The sequence below is a fragment of the Sphingobacterium puteale genome (assembly GCF_050986225.1).
Taxonomy (GTDB): Bacteria; Bacteroidota; Bacteroidia; order Sphingobacteriales; family Sphingobacteriaceae; genus Sphingobacterium; species Sphingobacterium puteale.
In genome coordinates, this window is sequence record NZ_CP158959.1 from 3672899 (window position 1) to 3698586 (window position 25688).

Below are 25688 nucleotides of genomic sequence, written 5' to 3' on the forward strand. Positions count from 1 at the left end.
GAAAAATTTATCCCTATATGAATCGTAACTCCGTACTTGTACAGACTGTTTTTATACCCCAATTTTGTCCTATAAACAATTCATAAAATGGAACAATTTAATTTCAACAATGAGTTATCAGGCAAGATTGCTTTGGTTACCGGAGGTACAAAAGGTGCTGGAAGAGCTATTGCGGATAGGCTGCTACAGGCTGGTGCAACGGTTGTGATTACCGCCAGAAATTCACCCGAACCAGAAAACAGCAAGCTGCATTTCATTGCTTCCGATCTGAGTACAGCAGAGGGAGCGCAAAAAGTAGTGAGCGAAGTGCTTTCGAGCTATGACAGACTAGATATTCTGGTAAACAACCTCGGCGGATCATCTACGCCTGCGGGCGGGTTTGCAGCGCTAAGCGATGAGGATTGGGAATCGACAATTCAGGCTAACCTTTTGGCTCCAATTCGTCTGGATAGGGGCTTTCTGCCGCAGATGATCCATCGGAAAACCGGTGTTATCATCCACATTGCTTCAATTCAGGGTAAATTGCCTCTATATGATTCAACCTTACCTTACGCAGCGGCAAAAGCAGGATTGAGAAATTACAGCAAAAGTTTATCGAACGAAGTTACTCCTAAAGGTGTGCGTGTGCTGACTGTTTCGCCCGGATGGATCAATACTACAGCATCCGAGGCCTGGCTGGGCGAAATTGCAAGAAACGCCAACAGCACCATTGGAGAAGCGCAACAAAGCGTAATGGATGCATTGGGAGGAATTCCTTTCGGCAGACCCGCTGAACCTAAAGAGGTGGCTGAACTTGTTGGCTTCCTTGTTTCGCCAAGAGCCAGTTATCTAACTGGAACAGAATATGTAATTGACGGCGGAACAGTACCGACCATTTAATAATCATCTAAAAAATAAAAAACATGAATTTACCAAACATTATCTCCGAACTAGTGAAGGCGCAAAACGAATTTGACAGTGCAGCTTACGCAAATTGTTTTACTGAAGATGCGGAAGTATTTGATGAAGGAAAAAATCACAAGGGAAAAATTGCAATTCAAAACTGGATTGACCTAGCCAACAAAGAATACAGAGCTACGATGAAACCATTAGATTTTAATGAAAGTGGATGCATCTTATCGGCGGAGGCTTCAGGCACATTTCCCGGTAGTCCCGTTGTTTTGAAATATCATTTCCAGTTGTCTAATGAACGAATCAAATACCTGAAGATAACAACTTAATATTGCAATATGCAAATTACTTTAAGCTGAAGTATAAACCTCAGCTTTTTGCGTTTAATCGAGTTTCTGCGCCTTTTTCTTCAGTCATATTCAAAGTTTATGCCTTCATGCATTTTGCTCATCACTTGAAGACAACTTTACCACTGTAAGTCTGTTTCATTCTGCATCTATGCTTTACCCAATTCGTCAAATTCAAAAACATGGAAAATGCGGCTTCAGCAGCCCATTTTCCAGTAGCGATCCGATGGAACGGATATTACCCCTACTTGATTAGATAAGGTTTTCTTCGGTTTGATGGACCGCACGCGATGAACGCCGCGAACATGCTACTTCGAAGTGTTAATCTAGTTGATGTAAATCAGCTTTTTCTGGTTTATAAGAATATGGTAATTTTGATAACATGCACCATACGATGATCAGAAAAAAAATGCCTACCGACAACCCTGCTTGTAGCGCAAAAAGATAGTTATTCTTGAAGTATTCATGCTCTAAAATCGAATAAAAAATTCCACCGATGATACTTATTCCCAATGCGGAAGCTGTCTGCTGAAATGTAGAAAATATTCCCGAAGCAGCACCTGCATCTTTCTCCTCAATATGATCTAAAACCACATTTAACAGAAATGGAAGAACTAAACCGTTGCCTAATCCATACAAGCCTATCAAGAGCATAGAAATAAATGGAATGTCTCTGTGCGAGAAGAATATCATTTGTAAAACAAAGGATACTAAAATGATAGACAAACCTAATTGTAGAATACGCTTACCATATCGAGGAAGGAGTTTTCCGGCAAAGACCGATGAAATCATAAATAGAATAGCATGGGGAATAAAATACATACCGCAGGCCAAGGCTGATATCCCCAATCCACTTTGTAAATAAACTGCAACAATCAATAAATAAGCCGTGTGCAGCATAAAATGAAATAGTACAGCAAATAAGCCTATTTTAAAATCTTTTAGTTTGAATAAAGAAATATCAATTAAGGGGTCTTGTTTGCGTTTCAGTTTTCTTTGTTGAATAACAATAAAGCTAGCCAAAAAAACGATCGATAAAAATGTTAACGTATAAAACCACCAAGGAAATCCATTATCTCTACCTTCGGTCAAAGCATAGATGATACAGACCAGCCCGATTGTTAAATACAAAGCTCCTTGGTAATCAAACTTCACTTTTTCCAATGTAGGTGTTTCGGTCAGATAAAAATGTATAGCTAATAAAGAAAATATGCCAACAGGCAAATTAATGAAAAATATTAAACGCCAACCTTCTATTACAAAATGTGTCTCTGCTAAATACCCGCCTAAAACTTGTCCAATAATGGCTGCTATGCTTAATGTTATCCCATACCACCCGATTGCAACTGCTCTCTCTTTGCTTTCAGTGAATAAAACTTGAATTAATGCAATAGACTGAGTTACCATAAATGCGGAACTAACTCCTTGAAAAAAACGTGCGACATTTAATTGTGTCGCATTTTGGCATAAACCGCAAATGCAGGATGTGACTGTAAATGCCAGCATCCCCCAAAAGAAAACTCTTTTTTTACCAAGAAAGTCTCCGGCTCGCCCGCCGGTTACCAAAAAGCAGGCACTGCCCAATAAATAGGAGGCTATTACCAATTGTATTTCACCATCAGTGGCGTGCAGATTTGTCTTGATCGTCGGAATCGCGATATTGATAATAAAGATATCAATTACATATAGCAAGGGTGCAGTAAGCACTACACATAGTGCAAACCACTTGTTAACAATTTTCATAAGAATAAAGGATTAGTATTGTAGATCGATAGCGGGAGTGCCTAGGATTTTTTGCTCTCCAATTCCAAAAGCCATTTTTTACGCCAGATACCGCCTCCATAACCGGTCAGGCTTCCGTCTGTTCCAACGACGCGATGACAGGGTATTAAGATCGAAATTTTATTCAATCCGTTCGCATTTGCGACCGCCCGCACCGAATCTGCGCTGCCGATAGCGATTGCCTGTTGCTTATAGGTCTTAGTTTCGCCATAGGGAATGTTTTTAAGCGCTTCCCATACCCTGTTCTGGAACACCGTTCCGGGGCTATATAGTGGTACTGTAAATTCTTGCCGGTTTCCTTCAAAATACTCTCTGAGCTCTTTTTCCAACAAGGGAAAATGGGGATTGTTCCCCTGCACGATCGTTGCGTTTAGTGTTTTTGCCAAACTTTTAAATTCTGTTTCGAGCATTTTCCGATCTGTAAACTCGAGTAGACATACGCCTTGCGTTACAGCGCAGGCATACATTGTACCCAAGGGAGTTTCTATCCTTTTAAGATCAATTATATTTTGTTGTTTACTTTTTTTAGGGGAAACTCCAAAGATATGTTTAAAAGAGTCCCCAAAACCGCTAAGTGATTCGTATCCTGAATTAAAAGCGACGTCTGTTACAGATTCGCCGTTTTGGATCTTTTTAAACGCTGAATTTATCCGGAACATTCGCTGATAAGCGTGAAATGTCATACGGTGGTTTTTTAAAAACCAGCGTCTCAACTGATGGGGCTCGACACCACGCTGACGTAAATCATAGTCTTTAAATTTTAAGCTTGGATCCGCAGATAACTCGGAGATAATCTTTTTGATATAGGAAGGCGTTTCGCTCAACAGTTCAAGTGGATGACATACTTTACATGCCCGATATCCACGAAGGATGCATTCCTTAGTCGACCTGAAAAATTCGATATTCTCAGGTTTCGGTTTTCTTGCGGTACAAGATGGCCGACAAAAAATACCTGTTGTCCTTACGGCAGTAAAAAACACTCCTTCATACCTGATGTCTTTGTCTAGTATTGCCTGATACATCTGCTCAAAACTTAATTCCATAATACAATTACCTATGATTTATGAAACAAATTTACCAGTGTTAGAATCCATTCACAACCGAAAAATTAACAAGTATTTTTTTCTCATCTGGAGAATTCGGCGATATGGGTGAATTAAAGTTTTCAAGCAAGGCGTCGGACTGACCTCTTGTTATTTATTAAGGTTAAGAAAAAGTCTTTTGTTAATGAATTGTTTTCAATAATTTAAAATTAGTTTAAAACTTGGTTTAAAATAAAATTTTGCGGTATTCTAAAAGCAAAAAAAAGTGTAATCCTTATTAAGGATTTAAAATTTAATTTATAATAACAATTTGAAATATATTTTTTATTAATTTTATATACAAACCTAATATAAAATTTTAAACCATGAAAAAAGAAACAGTCAATGCAATTAATCATTATCCGAATGATTTTTCGGAAAGGAATTTCAAAAACAATGCTATCGATATTGTAAAACAAATTCAAAAAATCGTACAGGAGCACCCTGAAAAAACTGCAATTGTAGATGGTTATGAAAAGACTAGCTATGAAGCGTTAAATGATAAGGCAAATCAATTAGCGCGCTATTTGCAAACCCAAGGCATTGAAAAAGGGGGATTGATCGGTGTTTGTATCCCCCAATCAACAAACCGTATCATAGCTTTTTTAGCTATTTTAAAAGCGGGTTCCACCTATTTACCTATTGATGGGGAACTACCGCAGGCCCGAATGCAGATGATGATTGATGATTCAAAAATCAAACTGATGCTCACTGTAGACCAGTTTCTTGATAAAGTCAATAATGACCAAATTCCCAGTATTGTATTGGACTCTTTAGTTGTTGGCGAAAGTTTAAAAAAAATGCCAAACGAGAATCTTTTAATCGATATTGCTCCTGAAAATCCGGCTTATGTAATTTACACATCAGGTAGTACAGGATTACCCAAGGGAGTCATCATTTCACATGATTCTTTTTATACTTTTGTAAAATATCAGGCGAAAGTTTTAAACTTATCCGTTGATAATGTTACCCTGCAATTCGCTTCTCCGAGCTTTGATGCTGCTATAATAGATATTTGGACACCTTTGATCAGTGGAGCCACCATTCATTTGTATCCGAATAATAAAATTGTGGGTGAACCACTTTTGGATTTTATTGTTAATCATCATATCGATACCGTTCCGTTGATGCCTCCCATGGTTTTGGCATCCCTGCCGTTAAACAAACCTTTAGGTAATCTACATACCATAGCCATTGGTGGTGAAGCCTGTACCGAAAATACGGTAAAAGCATGGTATAAAAGGATTCGTTTGATCAACAGTTATGGACCAACGGAAGCTACGGTCGCGGTAAGTAATTATGAATTTATAGAACAGATTAATCCAAAAATTATCGGGACTGCAATGCCGTTTGTCAATGTGTTTCTATTAGACGAAAATCTGAAACCTGTAATGGATGGTACAGTTGGCGAAATTTATATCGGAGGTCCTCAATTGGCGTTAGGATATTTACATCGTGAAGAAGATACTCAAAAATCTTTTATACAGGCTCCCGAATGGTTATTGAATCAATTAAATTATGGTAAAAAGCTTTATAAAACCGGAGACATGGCTCTACGCCGAGAAGACGGAAATCTTGAGTTTTATGGACGAAAAGACGATCAAGTTAAAATCAGGGGGTACAGGATAGAACTTGCCGAGATTGAATATAATATGTCAAAATTACCGCAGATCACCAAAAGTGCTGTTAAAGTTCAGAGAAAAGAAAATGGTTCGCCACTATTAATTGCTTTTATTCAGCTTGCGACAAATGAAAATCAGGTAAAAATTTCACAAAATATAAAGGCTAAATTACAACAGGTAATGCCTTCTTATATGCTTCCGGATAAGATCTTCGTTGTCGATCAAATGCCCTTGAACCACGCCGGAAAAATAGATAAAAAACTTTTGGAAATTCCCGAAAATCAAACAAAAAATAATTATCTGCCGAAATGGAAAGAAGATAATTTAGCCCAAGGAGTAATGCACATTTGGAAAGACCTTCTTTCGCTTGAAAATGTTAATGAAGAAGATGATTTTTTTGAACTAGGAGGCCATTCCCTAATGCTCGCCCAATTACATATGTTGCTTCCCGAACATGTGAGAAATTTGATCACTCTGCCAGAACTTTATATTTACACTACAATTTCAGCTTTTGTTAAGGAGGTTAAAAACAGAATGGTGAAAACAGAAATTTCGCAAAAAAACAAAGCTGAAATGATGATCAGCGAATTAATAAAAGATGCTGAACTACACATAGAATTTAATATAGACCAATCGCCAGATCCTGATGTTTTGAAGAATCCTAAAAATATTTTTTTAACGGGTACAACAGGTTTTGTCGGATCTCATTTATTGGAAGAACTATTGCTGCAGACGTCGGCAAATATTTATTGTTTAGTACGTGCATCTTCCTCAGAAGGCGGCCTGAAGCGTATAAAAGCTACTTTTGAAAAATTTAAATTATCATGGTCGTCCGATTATGATAGCCGTGTTATCGCGATGACTGGAGACTTATCTCTGCCCCATTTCGGAATGGACAGTGAAAATTACAGTTTAATTACCAATCATATCGAAATCATTTATCATTCTGGAAGCTCAGTAAGTTATGTACAGCCATATTCGTTAATTAAAAAATCAAATATAGATGGTTTGCATAATATCATTGATCTCGCTGTCACGGGCAAAATAAAATTTTTAATGCTACTGTCTTCCATGGGTGTATTTAGCTGGGGAAGACCTTTCACAAAGAAAACATGGATGTATGAAGATGATTCTATCGATCAGAATATGGCAGCAGTTTCAAGAGATCTAGGATATATAAAAAGCAAATGGGTAATGGAGAGTATTTCCGAGAAAGCTAGACAAAAGGGGCTTCCGATTACAAATTTCAGGTTAGGTTTTGCGGTTTGTCATAGTACATCAGGAGCTACCGTGATGAACCAGTGGTGGGGATCACTTATTAGAAGCTGTATTGAACTTAATTCATTTCCTCTTGTCATGGGATTAAAAGATGAACTTACAACTGTAGACTATATGTGTAAGGCAATCACGCATATCAGCAGGAAAAAAGATGCAGTCGGACTAAATTTCCATCTTTCTCCTTTACCTGAAAATGATGTGTCGCTAACAGATTTCTGCGCCAAAATAAATGAATATTACGATATCAAATTAAAAGGAATGGAATACCATCAGTGGCTCAATCAATGGAAATATGATAGTAAACTACCACTTTATCCTTTATTGAGCTTGTTTACAGAAGATATACATGAAGGAAAGTCACTGGTAGAGGCCTACGAAAACACTTACTATTATGATAGAAGCAATACACAGCAGTTTTTAGCAGACACCGATTTAATTCCACCTGCTTTTGATAAAAAGCTGATGACACCATATTTGGAATTCATGGGAGTTCTTTAGCGATTGGTTATTCTTAGTAAAGAATTTCAAATATTGATCAAAGCTAATTGTAAAAAGTGAAATGTAGATAATTACGAAATTTCAGCATTCTCATAAGAAATAATGTGAATTCATATTTAAAAAGCATATATTATTTATAGTTGATATTAGACAGCACAACATGCGACTGCCGGAAGATTGGAAAGCTTTCGGCAGTCGCATTCCAATATCAATATTTTCATAGTTACTTTTGTCTCTGAAAATGGAAGGAGCAAATACCAAAAAAACGTTTTTTTCATTGCCTATTTTTAAGTCCTGTCCTAATAGCCGACGGCATCCTAAGAATATTTTTTTCGGGTGCAACAAGTTTTGTAGGATTTCGTTTATTAGAAACCCGTTCTATCGGTGTTGTTTAAAAATAACTCACCAAGTGTGAACTCAAACATGAAATCAATTTTCCGACTCCTGTATATTATTTGCTATAACTTTCTTATACTCGTTGGGCGTCATTCCAAATTCTTCCTTAAAATACTTTCTAAAATATTTGGTTTCATTAAATCCGACAAGAAACGCAACCTCATTCACGTACATCTGACTTTTTTCGAGCAATTCCGCCGCTCTTTTTAGCCTAATAAAACGAATAAATTCCGATGGTGTTTTATCCGTCAAAGCGAGTGTCTTTTTATAAAAATTCACTCTGCTCATCGCCATTTCCTGACATAGATCTTCAACCAAGAAATCTGTTCTTGCGATATTGGCCTCCACAATGGACACAGCTTTTTGTATAAACTTCTGATCCATTGAAACGATCTCCGGCTTCGTTGTGGAAATATCAATTTTCGATTTAAACTTCTGCTGAAGCTGCTTTTGCATTTTAGCGATGTTAGCGAGGGTAACACGAAGAATATCGATATTAAAAGGTTTGGAAATATAGGCGTCAGCACCGGCTTCCATACCTTGGTATTGATTTTCATCTGAACACTTTGCCGTGAGAAGCACAACGGGGATATGCGAAGTCCTTATATCCTGCTTAATCTTTCGACAAAACTCATATCCGTCTACATTTGGCATCATCACATCACAAAGAACAATATCCGGAATATGTTCAACAGCAAGATTATATCCCTCTTGTCCATCCTTTGCAGACAGAATCCTGTAATCGCCGTGAAACAGATCCTTTAAAAACAAACGAAAATCCTCGTTATCATCAATAATCAGCAGCGTATAAATGCCAGAGCCTGCGTCCACAAACGTTTCCTTCTCTTTTTCGGCGATCTCCTGATCATACTGTTCTATTTCAGCACCAGAATAGATTACATCTTGCTTGTTTATGATATCAGATTCATTGGGCATCGGTAGATGGACTGTAAAGGTTGTGCCTTTACCCAGTTCGCTTTCAACTTCGATGGTGCCAGAATGCAGTTTCACAAATTCACTGACGATATGAAGTCCAACACCAGTCCCTGCTATACCATGTGTTTCGTTGGACTCGATTCGATAGAAACGGTCAAAAATAAGATCCAGATCTTCTTTTGCAATCCCTATACCAGTATCACAAATACGGATTATCAACTGTTTGTCAATATGATTGTCGACAACCATCTCAGATATATCAATCTGGACATCCACATGTCCTTTGCTCTTCGTGTACTTAAAAGCATTCGATATTAAATTTGACAACACCATATACATTTTATCCTTATCAAACCGCATATCAACATAGTGATAATTGGCTGTGAATGTAAGTTTGATAGATTTTTCAGCAGCTATAGAGAGAAATGAGGTACAGATTTCTCTTACAAATTCGACGATATTACCCGACGATATATTTAGCTTTGCTTTGTCCTGATCAAGTTTTCTAAAATCCAATATATCATTGACCATGGTCAGCAGTTTTTGCGCATTTTTATACATCACCCCCAGTACTGTCCGCTGTTCGGGATAAGTGGAGTCTTTCAGCAGCATCTCGAGCGGACTGATGATCAGTGACAATGGTGTCTTAAATTCGTGGCTGATATTAGTAAAAAACTTCAATTTTATCTGGTCAATTTCATGCAGTTTGTCCGCTTCCAACATACGTACGTCTTGGTCCAATTGGTCCTGTTTTCGCTTTAAACGATACCGGATAAAAAAGCGGACAAGGCCGATAAAAGCCATGATATAAAAAACAATCGCCCACCAGGAAAACCAAAATGGCGGTTTGACTATAATGTGCATCACTATGGCTGTCGGTGACCAAACATTGTCTTCGTTGCCTGCATAGACCTTAAGCACATAATGGCCCGGATTAAGATTGGAATAGGATGCAAATCCGGTACTACGGGATGTTTCTATCCATTCTTTATCGATGCCTTCCAATTTATACCTATATCTATTTTTCTCGGGATGTATAAAGTTGAATGCCGAAAAACGAATGGTAAAATTTGTTTCATTGTATTTGAGGACGATCTGATCGATGTCGACAATGGAACGAGGAAGCACCAGGTGATCATTTCTTTTATCACCGGGATTTATGAGCTCATTAGACAATAAAAACTCAGTGAATCGTGCACGGGGAACACTTTTATTGACAGGAATCTTTCTTGGATAAAAGCCAACATAGCCTTCCGTGGTACCCATATAAATTTTACCTGTTTTATCCGTGTATACCGCATTGGGATTAAAAACCATACCTGTCAGCCCGTCGCTCAGATCGAAGGCCAAAACAATGCTTTTATGTTTGCCTCCTTCACCCGACATGTATTGTATGCGGTTGAGTCCATAGCTTGTACCCGCCCAAATATATCCATCCTGATCCTCGGCCAATGAGCGTACGTCATCGCTGGATAAACCGTCTGCCAGTGTCAGCATACTACAGTCGCCCCGACTAAGATCGAAAATCTTTATTCCCCTTTTTGTTGCCAGCCAAATACGTCCTTTTGAATCCTTCATAAGCTGGTACACAGGTACGGCTGATGCCTTATCCTGAAAATCAGGATTTGAGAAATAGGGTAATATGGTCTGATCAGGGCCAATTTTATACACGCCGATATCCGAACTGAAGCTAATTATGCCATCTCCCCCCTGAAAGGCCGACAACATGAAATCAGAACGTAACTTGCTATTTTCCCTATTAAAATTGCTGAATATACTGCGGCTTGGATCTAATCGGTCAATCCCTCCTCCTAGCGTTGCGATCCATAAATGATGACCCGAATCTTCCGTTAAACCATAAACACTCAGGTTAGAAAGACCTTTTTTCTTTTTTCCCTCAACTTTATACTGCGTAAATCTCTGGCCATCATACACATTCAACCCGCCCATAAAAGTCCCCACCCATATTCTTTTTGTATGGTCTTCAAAAAGAGCAGTTACAATATCCGAAGATAGACTACTATCGTCGCCACGTTTATTCTTAAAAAAGTGGCTTTCTCCACTTTGTTCATTTAACTTGATAAGCCCTTTACCATTGGTTCCTAACCACAGATTATCATCTTTGTCTTTGATGATGCTGCTACAATCAAAAATAGTATTTCCACGATTGGATCCATTTCCTATTCCCGTAATTGGAAACTTGAACATATTCGGATGATAATAAGAAACCCCGTTTTTATAAGTACCCGCCCAAACGATTCCCTCAGGGTCACAATACAAGCTGACGATGGAATTCTGACCAAGTGAACTGCTGTTATATTCTTCGTGCTGAATGACCTTGACTGTGTTCTTTTTTTTATCAAATAAATTGATTCCCCCATGATCGGTTGCAATCCATAATAATCCCTGATGATCCGATATGATTCCGCGGACAAATGAATTGGAAAGTGCCGGTTTACTGTCGATATCGAGCTGCTTCCATTGATCGTTTGTCTCATTATAGCAAACTGCCCCCTTATTATTCAACCCGGGATATATCCAGACCATATTGTCTGAATCGATAAAAATGCGTTTTGGAATCAAAGAGTTTATCGGTGTACGCTTCAGCTGATTTTTACGTAAATCGACTTTTCCAGTGCTGCAATTTAAACGCTCCAGTAGCCCATCTTTATGGAGTATCCACACGAATGGACCTTTTACCGCGATCTCGACAATCTCAGTAGACAGGATGGTTGTTGGATCATTCAACGGTTTATAGGCCACAAGTTTCTTCGTTTTGGGTTGAAATTTATATACCCCTTTATCCGCATAGGCGACAATAAAATTTTTAAGCTCATCTATCTGAATCGAAACGGGGTTTGAAGGAAGGCCCATCTGTTCAAGAATCGAATCCGTATTGTTGACAAAAACCTCCTTACGCCAGTCAAACATCACATACTTATTGCCCAACATCCAGAGATTCCCTTTTTCATCTTCAACAATTTTTTTCATTGCATCATAATGGCTATCTGCCAGTGCGTCACTGCTCCGATTGAATACTTTGATTCGCTCACCGTCATATCTATTTAGACCTGTGTTGGTTGCAAACCATACAAAACCCCTACTATCTTTATAGATAGCAACCACCTCATTTCCAACAATTCCATTACGTGTATTTAATTGTGCAAATTTATAAGCTTGCCCAAAGCTGGATATGGCAGAAAAAAGTAAAATCAGAAAGAATAGTTGTTTCATTGGTTATCGTCTCAAGAACTAAGCGTTAAAATACAGATTTTATCAAACCTTTACAGCATAAGTAATCATTTTATACCCTAACCTGAAACATTTGGACACCTTACAAAACCTACCCTTCCGAAAAAGATTCATCGGGATTACCGGCCACATCTTCTCAACAATCGCTACTATGCCTAGTTTTATAAACATTTTGCCCTCTTTTCTGCAACATTTGAACCCTATTAACACAATTTTCTATTCCTAATTTTAATCATCCCTTTCTGGGGATAATAACCAAACAAATTATAAACTTAAATTAACCATGAAATCAAAAAACGGATCTCAAAAGTTTTTTTGGCCCAAATTACGACATTGGGAGTATCTCATGTCAATGGCCTTACTTTTCCTTTTTGTCAACTCCTTAATGGCTCAGGGAACAAAAATCAATGTCTCCGGATTGATTACGAACAAAGCCACCGGAGTTCCATTAACCAATGTTTCAGTCAAGGTCAAGGGAACAAATTGGGTAACTTCTTCCGATGAAAACGGGAGATATGCCATTTCAACAGCAAAAGGAAGTACACTCATTTTCAAACACTTGGGATTCCATACCCAAGAAATAAAAGTAACGAACAATCAGCAAAATATTCAGCTAACGGAAAATATACAAGAAATGGGTGAAGTCGTTGTCGTGGGATATGGAAAAATGAGGCGAAGTGACCTAACCGGATCTGTTGTCTCTGTAACGGCAGACGATATAAGCAAATCGGTAAGTACATCATTGGACCAAGCCCTCCAGGGGCGTGCCGCAGGTGTTTCCGTGACCCAGAACTCTGGAGCACCGGGGGGCGGAATATCGGTCAGCATCCGTGGTACAAATTCGTTCAGTGGTAATGAGCCCTTATATGTTATCGATGGAATTCCCATAGATGGCAATACCAGAGACAATTCCAGTGCACTCTCGTCGATTAATCCATCAGATATAGAATCCATGGAAATATTGAAAGACGCTTCAGCTGCCGCCATCTATGGAACCCGAGCAGCAAATGGTGTTGTGCTGATTACAACGAAACGCGGATTAGCCGGAAAAACCAAATTGAGCTATGAAGGATATGTGGGCCTTCAACAGCTGCCCAATATACTGGACGTCCTCAACCTGCGCGAATATGCGGTGTATCAAAATCTGCGCAGCAAAGTCATTGGCTTTGGTGATCGAGACGAATTTAAAGATCCATCCTTGTTAGGTGAAGGAACGAATTGGCAAAAGGAAATATTTCGAACCTCATTGATGCACAACCATCAATTGAACATTTCCGGTGGAACCGAACAAAATAAATTTGCGATCGCTGGCGGATACCTTGACCAACAAGGTATCGCACAAGGATCAAGTTTTGAACGCTACTCCTTGCGGATGAACTTCGATTCGAAAATCAACAAATGGCTAACAGTTGGAATCAATGCCTATACGGCGAAAACAAAAAACAGAAACACCATTGACAATGGAGGAATCATTTCACTCGCCATTCGACAATTGCCGGAAGTTCCAGCAAAAAATCCAGATGGAACCTGGGGAACACAACAGGAAAATATGTATGGTACCTATTTCGCTAACCCATTGGAAGAAGCGCTTACTCGGGAAAATTATGCGAAAGGCTCACAAATCAGTGTCAACGCCTATACAGATATCTCTCCCATCAAAGATCTTGTACTCCGGATCGAAGGTAATGGAAACTATAATTATTCCAATTCCTACCAATTCACGCCATCGTATGATTATGGCAATTTCAAGCAACAATCTGCGGGGGCAAGATTTGCAAGTAATGGCTCTTTTACAAACTTTAAGACTTATCTGACCTATAATAAATATTTTTCCGAAAAACACAATCTCACAATTATGGTCGGGCATGAGGCACAGGAAAACAGATGGGAGTCATTGTCTGGAAGCCGAACTAATTATTTTTTAAATTCTGTCCATGAACTGGATGCCGGTGATTCAAAGACAGCCAAAAATAGCAGCTCAAGAAGTTCGGGCGCCATTGAATCTTATTTCGGACGTTTCAATTATGGATTTGACGATAGGTATCTCTTGACTGCTACTTTTCGCAGAGACGGGTCGGACAAATTTGGCGTCAACAACCGCTGGGGAACATTTCCCTCTCTTGCAGCAGCTTGGAAGATTAAAAATGAATCTTTCTTAAAGGAAAATTCCACAATCGAGAATCTAAAACTAAGGCTAGGCTGGGGGCTTGTCGGTAATCAGGCGGCAAGCTCATATGCCTATGGCGTGACAATGGCGTCAGCTGCATCCATATGGGGCACAGGTTTCTATCCTGCCAATTTTCCCAATCCTGACCTGAAATGGGAAAAAACCAACGCCTATAATGTCGGTGTGGATCTCAGTCTATTTAAAAACAGGATTGAACTGACGACCGAGGTTTATTTAAAGAAAATCGACAATCTATTGATGCAGGCTGTATTGCCAGACTATATCAGCGGCCTTATTTCGGCCCCCTGGGTTAATGCTGGTTCGATGAGCAATAAAGGGGTTGAACTTAGCTTAAACACCGTAAATATCAATAAAAATGGATTATTCTGGAAGTCGGGATTGACATTTTCCATGAACAGAAACCGTGTAACGCACCTATATACCGAGGCTGCTGCGATTCAAGGAAAAATAGGAGCCGAAACCTTTACAATGACCAAGGTTGGAAATCCTGTTGGCCAATTCTATGGTTATAATGTGGTTGGCATGTTCCAGAACGAAAGTGATTTTTACCGCAAGGATAGTCACAATAACCCCGTGTTAGATCAAGATGGCAAAAAAATACCTGTGGCTCTTCCCAAAGACAAAAATATAGGTATCAACGAGATTTGGGTTGGCGATTTTATCTTCGAAGATAAAAACAAAGACGGTAAAATCGATGAGCAAGACCGCGATTTTATAGGCAATCCGGACCCTAAGTTTATCCTCGGACTGAACAATTATCTAGCCTACAAAGGATTTGACCTGAATATCTTTCTGAATGCCGTCTATGGAAACAAGATATATAATCAATTGCGCAAGGATTTTACGAACCCAATGAACAATTCGGGTATGCTCAAAGAAACGACGGGAATTGCCCAGATCGAAACGATTGATCCTAGCGGTTCCGACCAGGATATTGCCAATGTACGGGTTTCTAACCCTAACGCGAGCATTCAGCGTATTACCGTCAGTGATGCGAATGACAATAGCCGCATGAGCAATAGATTTATCGAAGATGGCTCCTATTTGCGCTTGAAAAATATTTCACTGGGGTATACCTTCCCACAAAAGCTTTTGAAAAAATATCAAATTGAAAATCTCAGGTTATACGTCAATATTCAAAATCTTTTCACCTGGACAAAGTATTCGGGCTATGACCCGGAAATAGGATCCTACAACCAAAATGTTTTATTGAAAGGAATAGATTATGCGAGATATCCCTCACAGCGTATCTATACCTTCGGTTTAAACTTCATGTTTTAATATTAACTACTGAATTATGAAAAAGCTATTCTTGATAGCCTCATTGATGGCTACCGTTGTTCTACATTCCTGCAACAAAAGCTTCCTTGAACGGGAGCCTGAAGGTGCATATGTGGACGCAACCTTCTATACATCCCCCGAGGCATTGAAAGCAGCCACAGCTCCACTCTACAACAGAGCATGGTTTGACTATAATAAGCGACCTGCTGTTGCCATTGGAAGCTTAAGGGCAAATGATGGCTATAATCCTTATATGAACCCCTCTTATACCCTATTCACGGTGACATCACTTGACGATGGGCTTTCGGATTCCTGGAAGTCATTCTATGGTGTCGTAACGATGTCGAATGCCATCATCGTCGCGGTTAAAAACAAGGCGATCAATGTCACTGAGATACAAAAGAACGTAGCTATCGCAGAAGCACGACTTATGCGCGGTATAGCATATTTTTATCTTTTGCGTACTTGGGGGCCTGTTATATTGATCGAAAACAATGATGCCGTGATCAAAGACCCTATGCAGCCAAGGCATCGGGAAGAAGATATTTTTCGGTTTATCATCGATGACCTCAGTTTTGCCGTTCAAAACCTTCCGGATAAAGCTGATAAAGGCCGGGCAACAAGCTGGGGCGCCAAAGGTATGCTCGCCAAGGTATACCTCTCCCGCGCGGGTTGGAAAACCGGTGGCACCCGAAATGAAGCCGATCTTGCCAAAGCAAAAGAATACGCACAGGATGTCTGTATAAATAGTGGACTGGAACTATATCCTAAATATGAAGATCTGTTCAAATACAAACATAATAATAATCCCGAATCGCTTATTGCCATGCAATGGGTACCACTTGGCGACTGGGGCGTCTGCAATACGCTCTTAGCTGATCTGGCATTTTCATCCGATGTTACAGGTGGTGTCAATGTTTGGGGCGGCGGGCTGAACGGAACGATCGACATGCTCAGACAATACGAACGTGCCGATACGCTCCGGAGAAATGCCACCTATTTTACCCAGCACTCCCTCTATCCCTATATCGCCATTGATAAAGGCGGTTATTCTTATCCTAATGCAGGAGCATCCATAAAAAAAGGGGTAATCGGCGGACCAAATGATGATAATGATGGCTTTGTACAGTCGATGAGTTCGCCACTCAACACCTATATTTTACGATTGGCAGATGTATACTTGACCTATGCTGAAGCTAGTCTGGGAAATAATACTACACTCAGCGGTGGTGAAGCTTTAAGCTACTTTAACAAGGTAAGGGATCGGGCCAAAATCGGGAGAAAAACTTCAATTACATTGGATGACATCATCAAAGAACGACGTGTTGAATTTGCGATGGAGTATACCAACTGGTATGATATGGTCAGCTGGTATTGCTACAAGCCTGAAAAAATGCTGAAATATTTTAATGATCAGCAACGGGGCTGGTCAACGGCCTCCATTACGAAGGATGAAGACGGGAATCTTATTTTCGAAGATCCCACAGCACCCGCAGTGCCTGTGGTCGTGACAGCAAACAACATCTTCTTTCCTTATCCTGAGAATGATCTCATACAGAATCCGAAGTTAAAAGACGAACCACAGGCTTATCCTTTTAATAATTAATAGAGAATTATGAAAGCAATATATGATAACAATCGCTTTATATTATTAGTGTTCATCGCATTTATTATGCTGTCTATACTATCATGTAGCCGCAACAATGATCTGACAATGCCCCCAGAGATAACCCACATACGACTGACAGATCCTGAAAAAGCTGATAGCACCTTTACAGGTGCATTTCCGGGCACAATGATTGCTATTGCCGGAAAAAATCTTGACGGTATACAAAAAATTTATATTAATGATCAACAGATTGGATTTAATGCAAATTACTGCACGTCAACAAGCGCCATTATTTCCATTCCTGCCAACTTGCTACTGACTGGCACCAATCCGGATCTCCCCAATGAGATTCGGATAGAAACGAGCCACGGTGAAGCGAGGTTCAATTTCCATATCTACTCTCCCGCACCCCAGATCAGCCGTATCGAATTAAATTATCCAGCCAAAGCTGGTGAAAAGCTCAGTATATATGGTTTAAATTTTTATGAAGTAAAAAAAATAGCATTCGAAACCGCAACTGGCGGTAGCGTACCAGCTACCGAATATGAAGTCGGTAAGGACTATGATAAAATCGAATTAAAGATCCCATCAGGTATCCAAGATGGCCGGCTGGCAGTCTACTGCATAACAGATTCGGTCAGCATAGCCTTCACAACTAACGTTTCGCCGCCAATAATAAAATCATGGAGCAGCGATATGCCTATTGTTGGCGACCAGGCGTTTATTACCGGTGTCAACTTCATCAACGTGACCAAACTAAATATCAATGGAGAATTTGATATTCCAAGTGAAGATCTTATGGTAGCAAAAACTCAAGATACCATCTATTATCGACTCCCTAAAGCCCCTATCAAATCCGGTACAATTACGGTTCATGCGGCTGGCGGGCAATCTAATTCAACAAAGCTATTTTATCCTATTGAGAATCTTGTCCTGAATTGGGACGAAATAGGCCATTATGAGTGGGGAGACAACAATATGCCTGTAATGGCAGACGGCACCAAGCCACCTTACTTCACAGCGGGGACTGCTTACCGCATCTTCGGATCACCGGGTGCATGGCAATATTGGTGGGGCAACCTGTCCAACAAAGGCAATTACCCCACAATAACTACAATACCCGCCAATACGCCTATTAGCAGTCTTGTACTGCGCTTTGAATGCTTCCTTAATGAGCCTCTGGAGACGGCGACATTTGACCTACAGCTCAAAGGCAACGGGGATAAAATGGTGTTAGATTATGTGCCACGCGACCGAAACAGCAACAAAACAAATCTTGGAAAATGGATGACCTGTGACATCCTTCTCAATAGGTTTACGACAGTTGCCGACTACGGAAGTTTTGCTGCCATAGCCAGCTCGGAACTGAGCATTTTCACAAAAAATAAAGCAGACAATGCCAATGTCAAGGTAGACATCTATTTCGACAATTTTAGAATTATAGACACAAGCAAAAACTAAACCCATTTACAACAAATACGCACTTTAAAACTAGGCCGGATACACGAGCAATCGTTAATAACGGCCTTTAGTAACCAATCATCTTTCACAAACACACACATGAAATTTAAAAAGTCAATTTACGTCATTATCTCCGCCCTATTTTCCATTGCCTTTCATTATGTCATTGCACAAACTGGCTTTTCAAATCCTATTATCAAAGGGTTCAATCCGGATCCAAGTATCTGTCGTGTAGACGATGACTATTACCTAGTTACTTCGTCCTTTGAATATTTTCCGGGCCTCCCGATTTATCATAGTAAGGATCTTGTCAACTGGGAACAGATAGGTCACTGTCTCACCCGGGATGCCCAGCTACCGCTGGAAAAGGCAGCTGCTTCAGGCGGCTTATTTGCCCCTTCGATCCGCTATCACGATGGCCTGTTTTATGTCATCTGTACCAATGTATCATCAGGCGGCAATTTCTTTTGCACGGCGACTGATCCCACTGGCCCCTGGAGTGATCCGATCTACGTTGCCATCGAGAGTATCGATCCTGATATATTTTGGGACGAGGACGGTAAAACCTATTTTGTCACGCAAGGAAATGAAGGGATTCGGGTGACGGAGATTGATATCAAAACCGGCAAGGTCATAGGCCCCGAACACTTAGTCTGGAGCGGTATCGGTGGGCGTTTTCCCGAAGCTCCACATCTCTATAAAAAAGACGGGTTTTATTACCTGCTTCTGGGGGAGGGCGGTACCGAATACATGCATAGCGCAACAATTGGGCGAAGCAAAAATATCCTTGGGCCCTATGAATCCAGTCCACTGAATCCGATCCTGACGCATGCCAATAGAATTGGACAGGCAAATCCCATTCAAGGTGTAGGGCATGCAGATCTGGTCCAGGCCAAGGATGGCAGCTGGTGGCTGGTTTGCCTCGGTTTCAGGGTTACACAGCCCTACAGCTATTACCACGTCCTGGGGCGTGAAACTTTTCTTGCTCCTGTGGACTGGCCGCAAGGAGGATGGCCACAGGTCAATGGCAATGGAACAATCAGCCTCGACATGAAAACGGCAACTTTGCCGTTGAAACCGTTCAGCAAACCTGCTATTCGAAACGATTTTGACAAGCAACAACTTGGTTTTGAATGGCAATATTTAAGAAATCCGCTACGGGACAATTATTCCCTATCCGAAAAAAAGGGATGGCTCACGATAAAAACTACCCCAAATACGCTAAACGATGCCAAACCGATCTCAGCAATCCTAAGAAGACAAACGGAACACAATTTTACGGCTACTACACTACTGCAATTTGAATCTTCAAAGGAAAATGAAGAAGCTGGAATAACATTAATCCAAAACAACAACCATCATTATGATTTATTGATCATAAAACACAAAAAACAGAATATCATTCAATTACGCGTTAAAGTAGGTTCACTGAGCTACATCGCCGCCGAAAGAATAGTGCAGGGCAATCAACAAAAATTAAGAGTAGAAGGAACTCCACAACAGTATATCTTTTCGGTAGCTAATCCCGATAGTGAAAATTACAGCGAAATCGGCAAACTGGACACACGGTATCTTGCAACCGAAGTTGCTGGCGGCTTTACTGGCGTAATGATAGGGCTTTATAGCACCTCCAATGGCATTCCGACTAACGCAAAAGTATTCTTTGACTGGTTCGACTATAAAACAATATAAAATATGAATCTAAAACATCTCCCAATTTTCATTGCTTTTTTCTTACATGCGTTTCTATTAAAAGCTGAGCTTAGGCTTCCCGCTATATTTGGCGACAACATGATCCTACAACGGGACAATCCCATAAAATTATGGGGATGGGCTGAAAAAAATGAAACGATCCATGTCCAGTTTATGCAGCAAAACCTGAATACAAAGGCCGATAAAAATGGTCAATGGAAACTCACCTTAGCCCCTACTTCACACGGAGGACCGTATCGTTTAAAAATAAAAGGCCGTAAGGAACAGATCCTATTAAAAAATATCTTGGTCGGCGAGGTATGGCTTGCTTCCGGCCAATCTAACATGGAATGGATCGTAAAAAATTCCAATAATGCCACCGGCGAAATCAGGCAGGCAAATTATCCGAACATTCGGGCATTCAATGTCGAAAAGAATATGAGTGATGTGCCCAAACTAGATCTTAACGGGAAATGGGAAATATGTTCCCCAGCCACCGTGGGCGATTTTTCAGCTGTAGGATACTTCTTTGCCCTTAAGCTCTATCAGGAACTAGGTATACCCGTCGGAATAATAAATTCTTCCTGGGGTGGTACAGGTGTCGAGACCTGGACCAGCGGAAACAGCTTTAACAAACTGCCTGCACATTTTAACGCCCCCTACAAACAAGCTTCCACAGGCGATCTAAAGAGTTTTATGAGCGAAAACGAATTAAAGAAACAGGCCTATCAACAGGCTTTAGCGAACGATCCGGGGATAGCCGAGAAATGGTACGAAAACAATACGGGCTTATCAACATGGGGAAAAATGAATGTCCCACAATTATGGGAACCCAAATTGGATAATATCGACGGCATTGTTTGGTTCAAACGTAGCATTCATCTTCCAAAGGGTAGTGCCAGCAAGTCCGCGTCTATACATCTTGGAACCATTGATGACAATGATATCTGTTGGATAAACGGCGTAAAAGTGGGTGAAACAAAAGGATATACCATTCCTAGGAGCTACAATATCCCAAAAACTGTTTTAAAGGATGGTGAAAATATTATTACCCTAAAAATTATGGATACCGGTGGCGGTGGCGGATTTTACGGAAATCCTGCCCAGCTATATCTCGAAATTGAAGGAGAGAAATCCCCCCTTGATGGCGAATGGAACTATAAAGAGGCCATCACAACCAAGCAGCACGGCTATAAAGAAGTTTCGCCAAATATGTTTCCATCTTTGCTCTTTAACGCCATGATCAATCCCATTATCCCGTATACCATTCGGGGTGTCATCTGGTACCAAGGCGAACATAATGCCGGCCAGGCTTATGATTACCGTACCCTCTTCCCCAATCTAATACAGGATTGGCGATCACTTTGGAAATTTGATTTCCCTTTCTATTGGGTGCAATTGGCCAATTATATGGCCAAAGATAAAACCCCTGAAGATAGTGACTGGGCAAAGCTGAGAGATGCACAGACTCGGACCCTCCGTCTTGTACATACTGGTCAGGCTGTAATTACCGATATTGGTGAAGCAGATGATATCCATCCGCGCAACAAGCAGGAAGTCGGCCGACGACTCGCTTTAATTGCATTGGCCAAAGATTATGGCAAAAAAGAGCTTGTCTATTCGGGGCCGATGTTCAAATCGATGGTAAAGGAAGGCAATAAACTGGTTATATCTTTTGATGCTACCGGAGGAGGACTCGTGGTTGACAACAAATACGGTTATGTGGAAGGTTTTGCCATCGCTGGAGCAGATAAAAAATTTGTATGGGCCAAAGCGCATATAGAAGGCAACAAATTAATTGTCTATGCCGATCAGGTTTTAAATCCTGAGTTTGTTCGCTATGCATGGAGTAATAACCCAGATGTCAATTTATTCAATAAGGAGGGCTTACCTGCTGTGCCTTTCAGTAATGAGTGACTAAAACGTTAGACCATAAGTTGCATAATTTAATCAAAAAATAAATATAAGAATTGATCCAATGAAAAAGTTATTGAGTTACATCATCATGCTGTTGATACTTCCAGCATGCTCTAATAAAGAGATTAAGGCCAATACAGAGTTGCATACACCTGAACAGAAAGAGGAACTAAAACCTGCTTACAGTAAATTCGCAATTCGTGAAAATTTCAGTACCAGGCAATTGGTTGATGAAATGGGTTTAGGGATCAATCTAGGCAATGCCTTGGATGCGACAGGCAGCTGGATCAACCCAAGCAATATCTCCAATTACGAAACGGCATGGGGCAGCCCGCTCATTACAAAAGAAATGATTGAAGGGTATGCTGAAGCCGGTTATTCTTCACTGAGAATTCCAGTCACCTGGAGCAACATGATGATAAACGAGGAAAATTACAGGATCCATCCGGATCTGCTGAACAGAGTCGAATCGATCTTAAATTGGACACTTGATTGCGGTTTGGTAGCTATTATAAATGTGCACCATGAGAATGAATGGGTCAAAAAAGTCCCAACAGACAATGAAGCCAAGAAAAAGTTCACTTCCATCTGGGAACAACTCTGTAACCGATTTGAGAAATATGGTGATCACCTGATCTTTGAACCCATGAATGAAATCGGCTATGATGAGATATGGACTCCTTGGAATGGAGGACAGACCGAAAAAGCAAAAGCATTCGGCTATGTAAATGAACTTAATCAACTTTTTGTGGACATCGTCAGAAAATCGGGCGGTAACAATGCAAAACGCCATCTTCTGGTCGAAATTTACAATACTGGTCTGGAGTATGCTTTTGACCCACTCACCAAAATTCCTACCGATCCGGCAAAACATCTTGCGTTAACCGTACATTATTATACTCCGCCATTATTTGCCATATTAGGCAATGGTGAAGATGCAGGATGGGGAGTTGGTGTCCCTTCTTGGGGTACGCCGCAAGAATTTAAGGAACTTAACGACAACATGGATCTGCTAAAGAAAAATTGTGTCGACAAAGGGATACCGGTCGTCATTGGCGAATATGCCTGTTCCTCCAAGAATAGAACGCAGGAAGTGGTGAGATTGTTTAACGTTTCTGTTACTGAAGCCATCTATTCTCGTGGCATGTGTCCGATGCTTTGGGATGTTCAGGGAGCAGGGCAATATGATCGGACAACCAGTACATTTAAAGATCCCGTCTTTTTGGAACAAATGATGACAATACCTACTAAATACCCGCGCAATAAAAAATAAAGTTTGCCTTTCGCAACTTATGGATCACGCACAACAATGAGCTTTTGAATACATTGACCCATAGAGACGTACAATGTGCGTCTCTAACTTTTAACATAATCAGATACTAAAACCAATGACACCAAAAAACATTTTACTTTTTTGCCTGATGTTTCTGACAGCCCTACTTGTGGAGGCACAATATAAGTTTGATCGCCCCCTTTACGGTGCGGCCTACTATCACGAGTATATGCCGAGCGAGCGACTGGAGGAAGATATCCGTTTAATGAAAAATGCAGGGCTCAACGTCATACGTATAGGCGAATCTGCCTGGGGTCTATTTGAACCACGGGAAGGCATATTTGAATTTGAATGGATGGACCGCATCATCGACAAAATGCATCAGGCCGGTATCAGCATCATACTGGGAACACCGACTTATTCGATTCCCGCCTGGCTAGCCCACGCACATCCCGAAGTATTGGCAGAATATCAGCGCGGTAATAAAGCTTATTATGGTATCAGACAGAATATAGATTTTACCAATCCCACTTTTAAATATTACAGCGAACGCATCATCCGCAAGTTAATAGAAAGATATGCAAAGCATCCTGGGGTAATTGGCTATCAGGTAGACAATGAAACAGAAGCGCGTGGTGTAAATAATCAGGATTATTTTATCGGATTTCGAAATTACATAAAGAACCGTTTTAACAATGACCTCAATTTACTCAACAAAGCATGGGGTATGAACTACTGGGGAATGAATATTCGGACTTGGGAAGAATTCTATACCCGCGATGGCGTCACCAATCCCTCCTATAAAAACGAATGGGAGCGGTACAACCGCAAACAGGTCGCTGACTTTCTCAACTGGCAATGCGACATTGTCAATGAATATAAGCGCAAAGATCAGTTTATAACCCACTGCTTTATGCCTGATTTTCACAATATAGATCAGGTGGAAAGTTTTCGTCAGATGCAATATCCTGCCATCAATATTTACCATGACGTACAGGATAAACAAGATGGGCAGCGCATCGCTTATGCAGGTGATTTTGTACGCACTGTCGGCAAGAATAATTACATCGTGATGGAAACCAACGCTCAGGGAATAGGTTGGGACGCGCGCACCCAGTATCCACCCTACGACAGACAGTTACGGCAAAACGTGTATGCCCATTATGCCTCAGGTGCCAATATGGTGGAATACTGGCATTGGTCTACCCTACATTATGGACAGGAAACCTATTGGCGCGGCATATTGGGACACGATCTGCAGCCGAATCGAATATACAATGAGTTTAAAACTACTGCAGAAGAGCTGGCAAAAATCGGGGATCATATTATCGACTTGAAAAAGAAAAATAAAGTAGCAATCTTGTATAGCCACGATTCATACCACGCACTGAACTTTATGCCTTATACCTATAAAAACAATTACCCCATCGACATGGTCCACAAATCACTATACTTTCAAAATATTGAAGCAGATATTATCCCATGCGATAAAATTTATGATTTTAACGGCTATGCAATGTTGGTTATCCCTCCGCTTTATGTCGCTACGGATGAACTGCTTCAGGCGATTGATAAATTTGTAAAAGAGGGCGGCCATGTCGTCATGATGCACAAAAGCGGCTATTGCGACGAGCACTCGGCCGTTAGGGCCACGGCAGCACCCGGACCATTGCGGAAAGCCTGTGGATTCTACTATCAAGAGTTCTCCACAATCGGCGATATGCAGCTGAAAGATAATCCTTTTCAATTGACCAGCAAGAACCAAATAGGCGACTGGTACGAGTTTTTACAAACTGAGACTGCCAAACCCTTGGCCTATGCCGAACACCCCTTCTTTGGAAAGAGGCCCGTGATCACAGAAAATACATACGGCAAAGGAAAGCTAACCTATATCGGAACCTATCCTTCACAGGAATTGCTCAATGCGATTATCCGAGAAACGGCTACGGCGGCCAAGGTTACCGCCGTCAACAGCTACACTTTCCCAATCATTCAGCGTTCGGGAACGAATAAATGGGGCAAGGCGATACATTACCTATTTAATTATAGTGCTCAACCAAAACAGATTACATATACAGGTGCTCCAACGAAAGAACTTATTTCGGGCAATGTGGTGCAAGCAGGTCAACAGATCTTATTAGGCCCTTGGGACGTGTATATCATGGAAGAAAAGTAATTCACAT

13 protein-coding genes are annotated in these 25688 nt (G+C 40.6%); 10 read left to right on the forward strand and 3 right to left on the reverse strand.

The genetic code is table 11. From position 1 onward, the window contains the following. Window positions 1-87 precede the first annotated feature (87 nt). Both ABTV71_RS15735 and ABTV71_RS15740 read left to right on the forward strand, forming a co-directional pair. Complete coding sequence (locus ABTV71_RS15735) at window positions 88-879, forward strand: SDR family oxidoreductase (protein WP_121123067.1); 792 nt, start codon at window positions 88-90, stop codon at window positions 877-879. Between the two features lie 23 nt (window positions 880-902). Next, on the forward strand, window positions 903-1220 hold the full coding sequence (locus tag ABTV71_RS15740; RefSeq protein WP_121123065.1) for a nuclear transport factor 2 family protein: 318 nt from the start codon (window positions 903-905) through the stop codon (window positions 1218-1220). Window positions 1221-1559: 339 nt separating this feature from the next. Here the strand turns inward: ABTV71_RS15740 and ABTV71_RS15745 are convergent, their stop codons facing one another. Both ABTV71_RS15745 and ABTV71_RS15750 read right to left on the reverse strand, forming a co-directional pair. Next, window positions 1560-2981, reverse strand: a complete 1422-nt coding sequence (locus ABTV71_RS15745; protein ID WP_433900204.1) for an MFS transporter — start codon at window positions 2979-2981, stop codon at window positions 1560-1562. A gap of 41 nt (window positions 2982-3022) precedes the next feature. Next, entirely contained in the window at window positions 3023-4063 is a 1041-nt protein-coding gene (locus ABTV71_RS15750; RefSeq protein WP_433900205.1) for a bifunctional transcriptional activator/DNA repair enzyme AdaA, read from the reverse strand. Between the two features lie 365 nt (window positions 4064-4428). On the opposite strand from ABTV71_RS15750, the gene ABTV71_RS15755 reads away from it, so the two are divergent. Beyond that, complete coding sequence (locus tag ABTV71_RS15755; RefSeq protein ID WP_433900206.1) at window positions 4429-7500, forward strand: amino acid adenylation domain-containing protein; 3072 nt, start codon at window positions 4429-4431, stop codon at window positions 7498-7500. 429 nt (window positions 7501-7929) lie between these two features. Here ABTV71_RS15755 and ABTV71_RS15760 read toward each other — a convergent pair whose 3' ends face one another. After that, on the reverse strand, window positions 7930-12066 hold the full coding sequence (locus ABTV71_RS15760) for a hybrid sensor histidine kinase/response regulator transcription factor (RefSeq protein ID WP_433900207.1): 4137 nt from the start codon (window positions 12064-12066) through the stop codon (window positions 7930-7932). A gap of 301 nt (window positions 12067-12367) precedes the next feature. On the opposite strand from ABTV71_RS15760, the gene ABTV71_RS15765 reads away from it, so the two are divergent. The 7 genes from ABTV71_RS15765 to ABTV71_RS15795 all read left to right on the forward strand — a co-directional run bounded on the left by ABTV71_RS15765 (window position 12368) and on the right by ABTV71_RS15795 (window position 25681). Beyond that, entirely contained in the window at window positions 12368-15553 is a 3186-nt protein-coding gene (locus ABTV71_RS15765; protein ID WP_433900208.1) for a SusC/RagA family TonB-linked outer membrane protein, read from the forward strand. Window positions 15554-15569: 16 nt separating this feature from the next. Further along, window positions 15570-17159 (forward strand): RagB/SusD family nutrient uptake outer membrane protein, encoded by a 1590-nt coding sequence (locus tag ABTV71_RS15770; RefSeq protein ID WP_433900209.1) that lies wholly within the window; start codon window positions 15570-15572, stop codon window positions 17157-17159. Between the two features lie 9 nt (window positions 17160-17168). After that, window positions 17169-18623: a glycan-binding surface protein gene (locus tag ABTV71_RS15775; RefSeq protein ID WP_433900210.1), complete on the forward strand. Its 1455-nt coding sequence runs from the start codon at window positions 17169-17171 to the stop codon at window positions 18621-18623. 99 nt (window positions 18624-18722) lie between these two features. After that, window positions 18723-20315: a glycoside hydrolase family 43 protein gene (locus ABTV71_RS15780; RefSeq protein WP_433900211.1), complete on the forward strand. Its 1593-nt coding sequence runs from the start codon at window positions 18723-18725 to the stop codon at window positions 20313-20315. Between the two features lie 3 nt (window positions 20316-20318). Next, complete coding sequence (locus tag ABTV71_RS15785; protein ID WP_433900212.1) at window positions 20319-22232, forward strand: sialate O-acetylesterase; 1914 nt, start codon at window positions 20319-20321, stop codon at window positions 22230-22232. 61 nt (window positions 22233-22293) lie between these two features. Continuing rightward, the gene (locus ABTV71_RS15790) at window positions 22294-23505 is read left to right on the forward strand and encodes a glycoside hydrolase family 5 protein (protein WP_433900213.1); all 1212 of its coding nucleotides are present in this window, start codon (window positions 22294-22296) and stop codon (window positions 23503-23505) included. A gap of 115 nt (window positions 23506-23620) precedes the next feature. Beyond that, complete coding sequence (locus tag ABTV71_RS15795) at window positions 23621-25681, forward strand: beta-galactosidase (RefSeq protein WP_433900214.1); 2061 nt, start codon at window positions 23621-23623, stop codon at window positions 25679-25681. Window positions 25682-25688 lie beyond the last annotated feature (7 nt).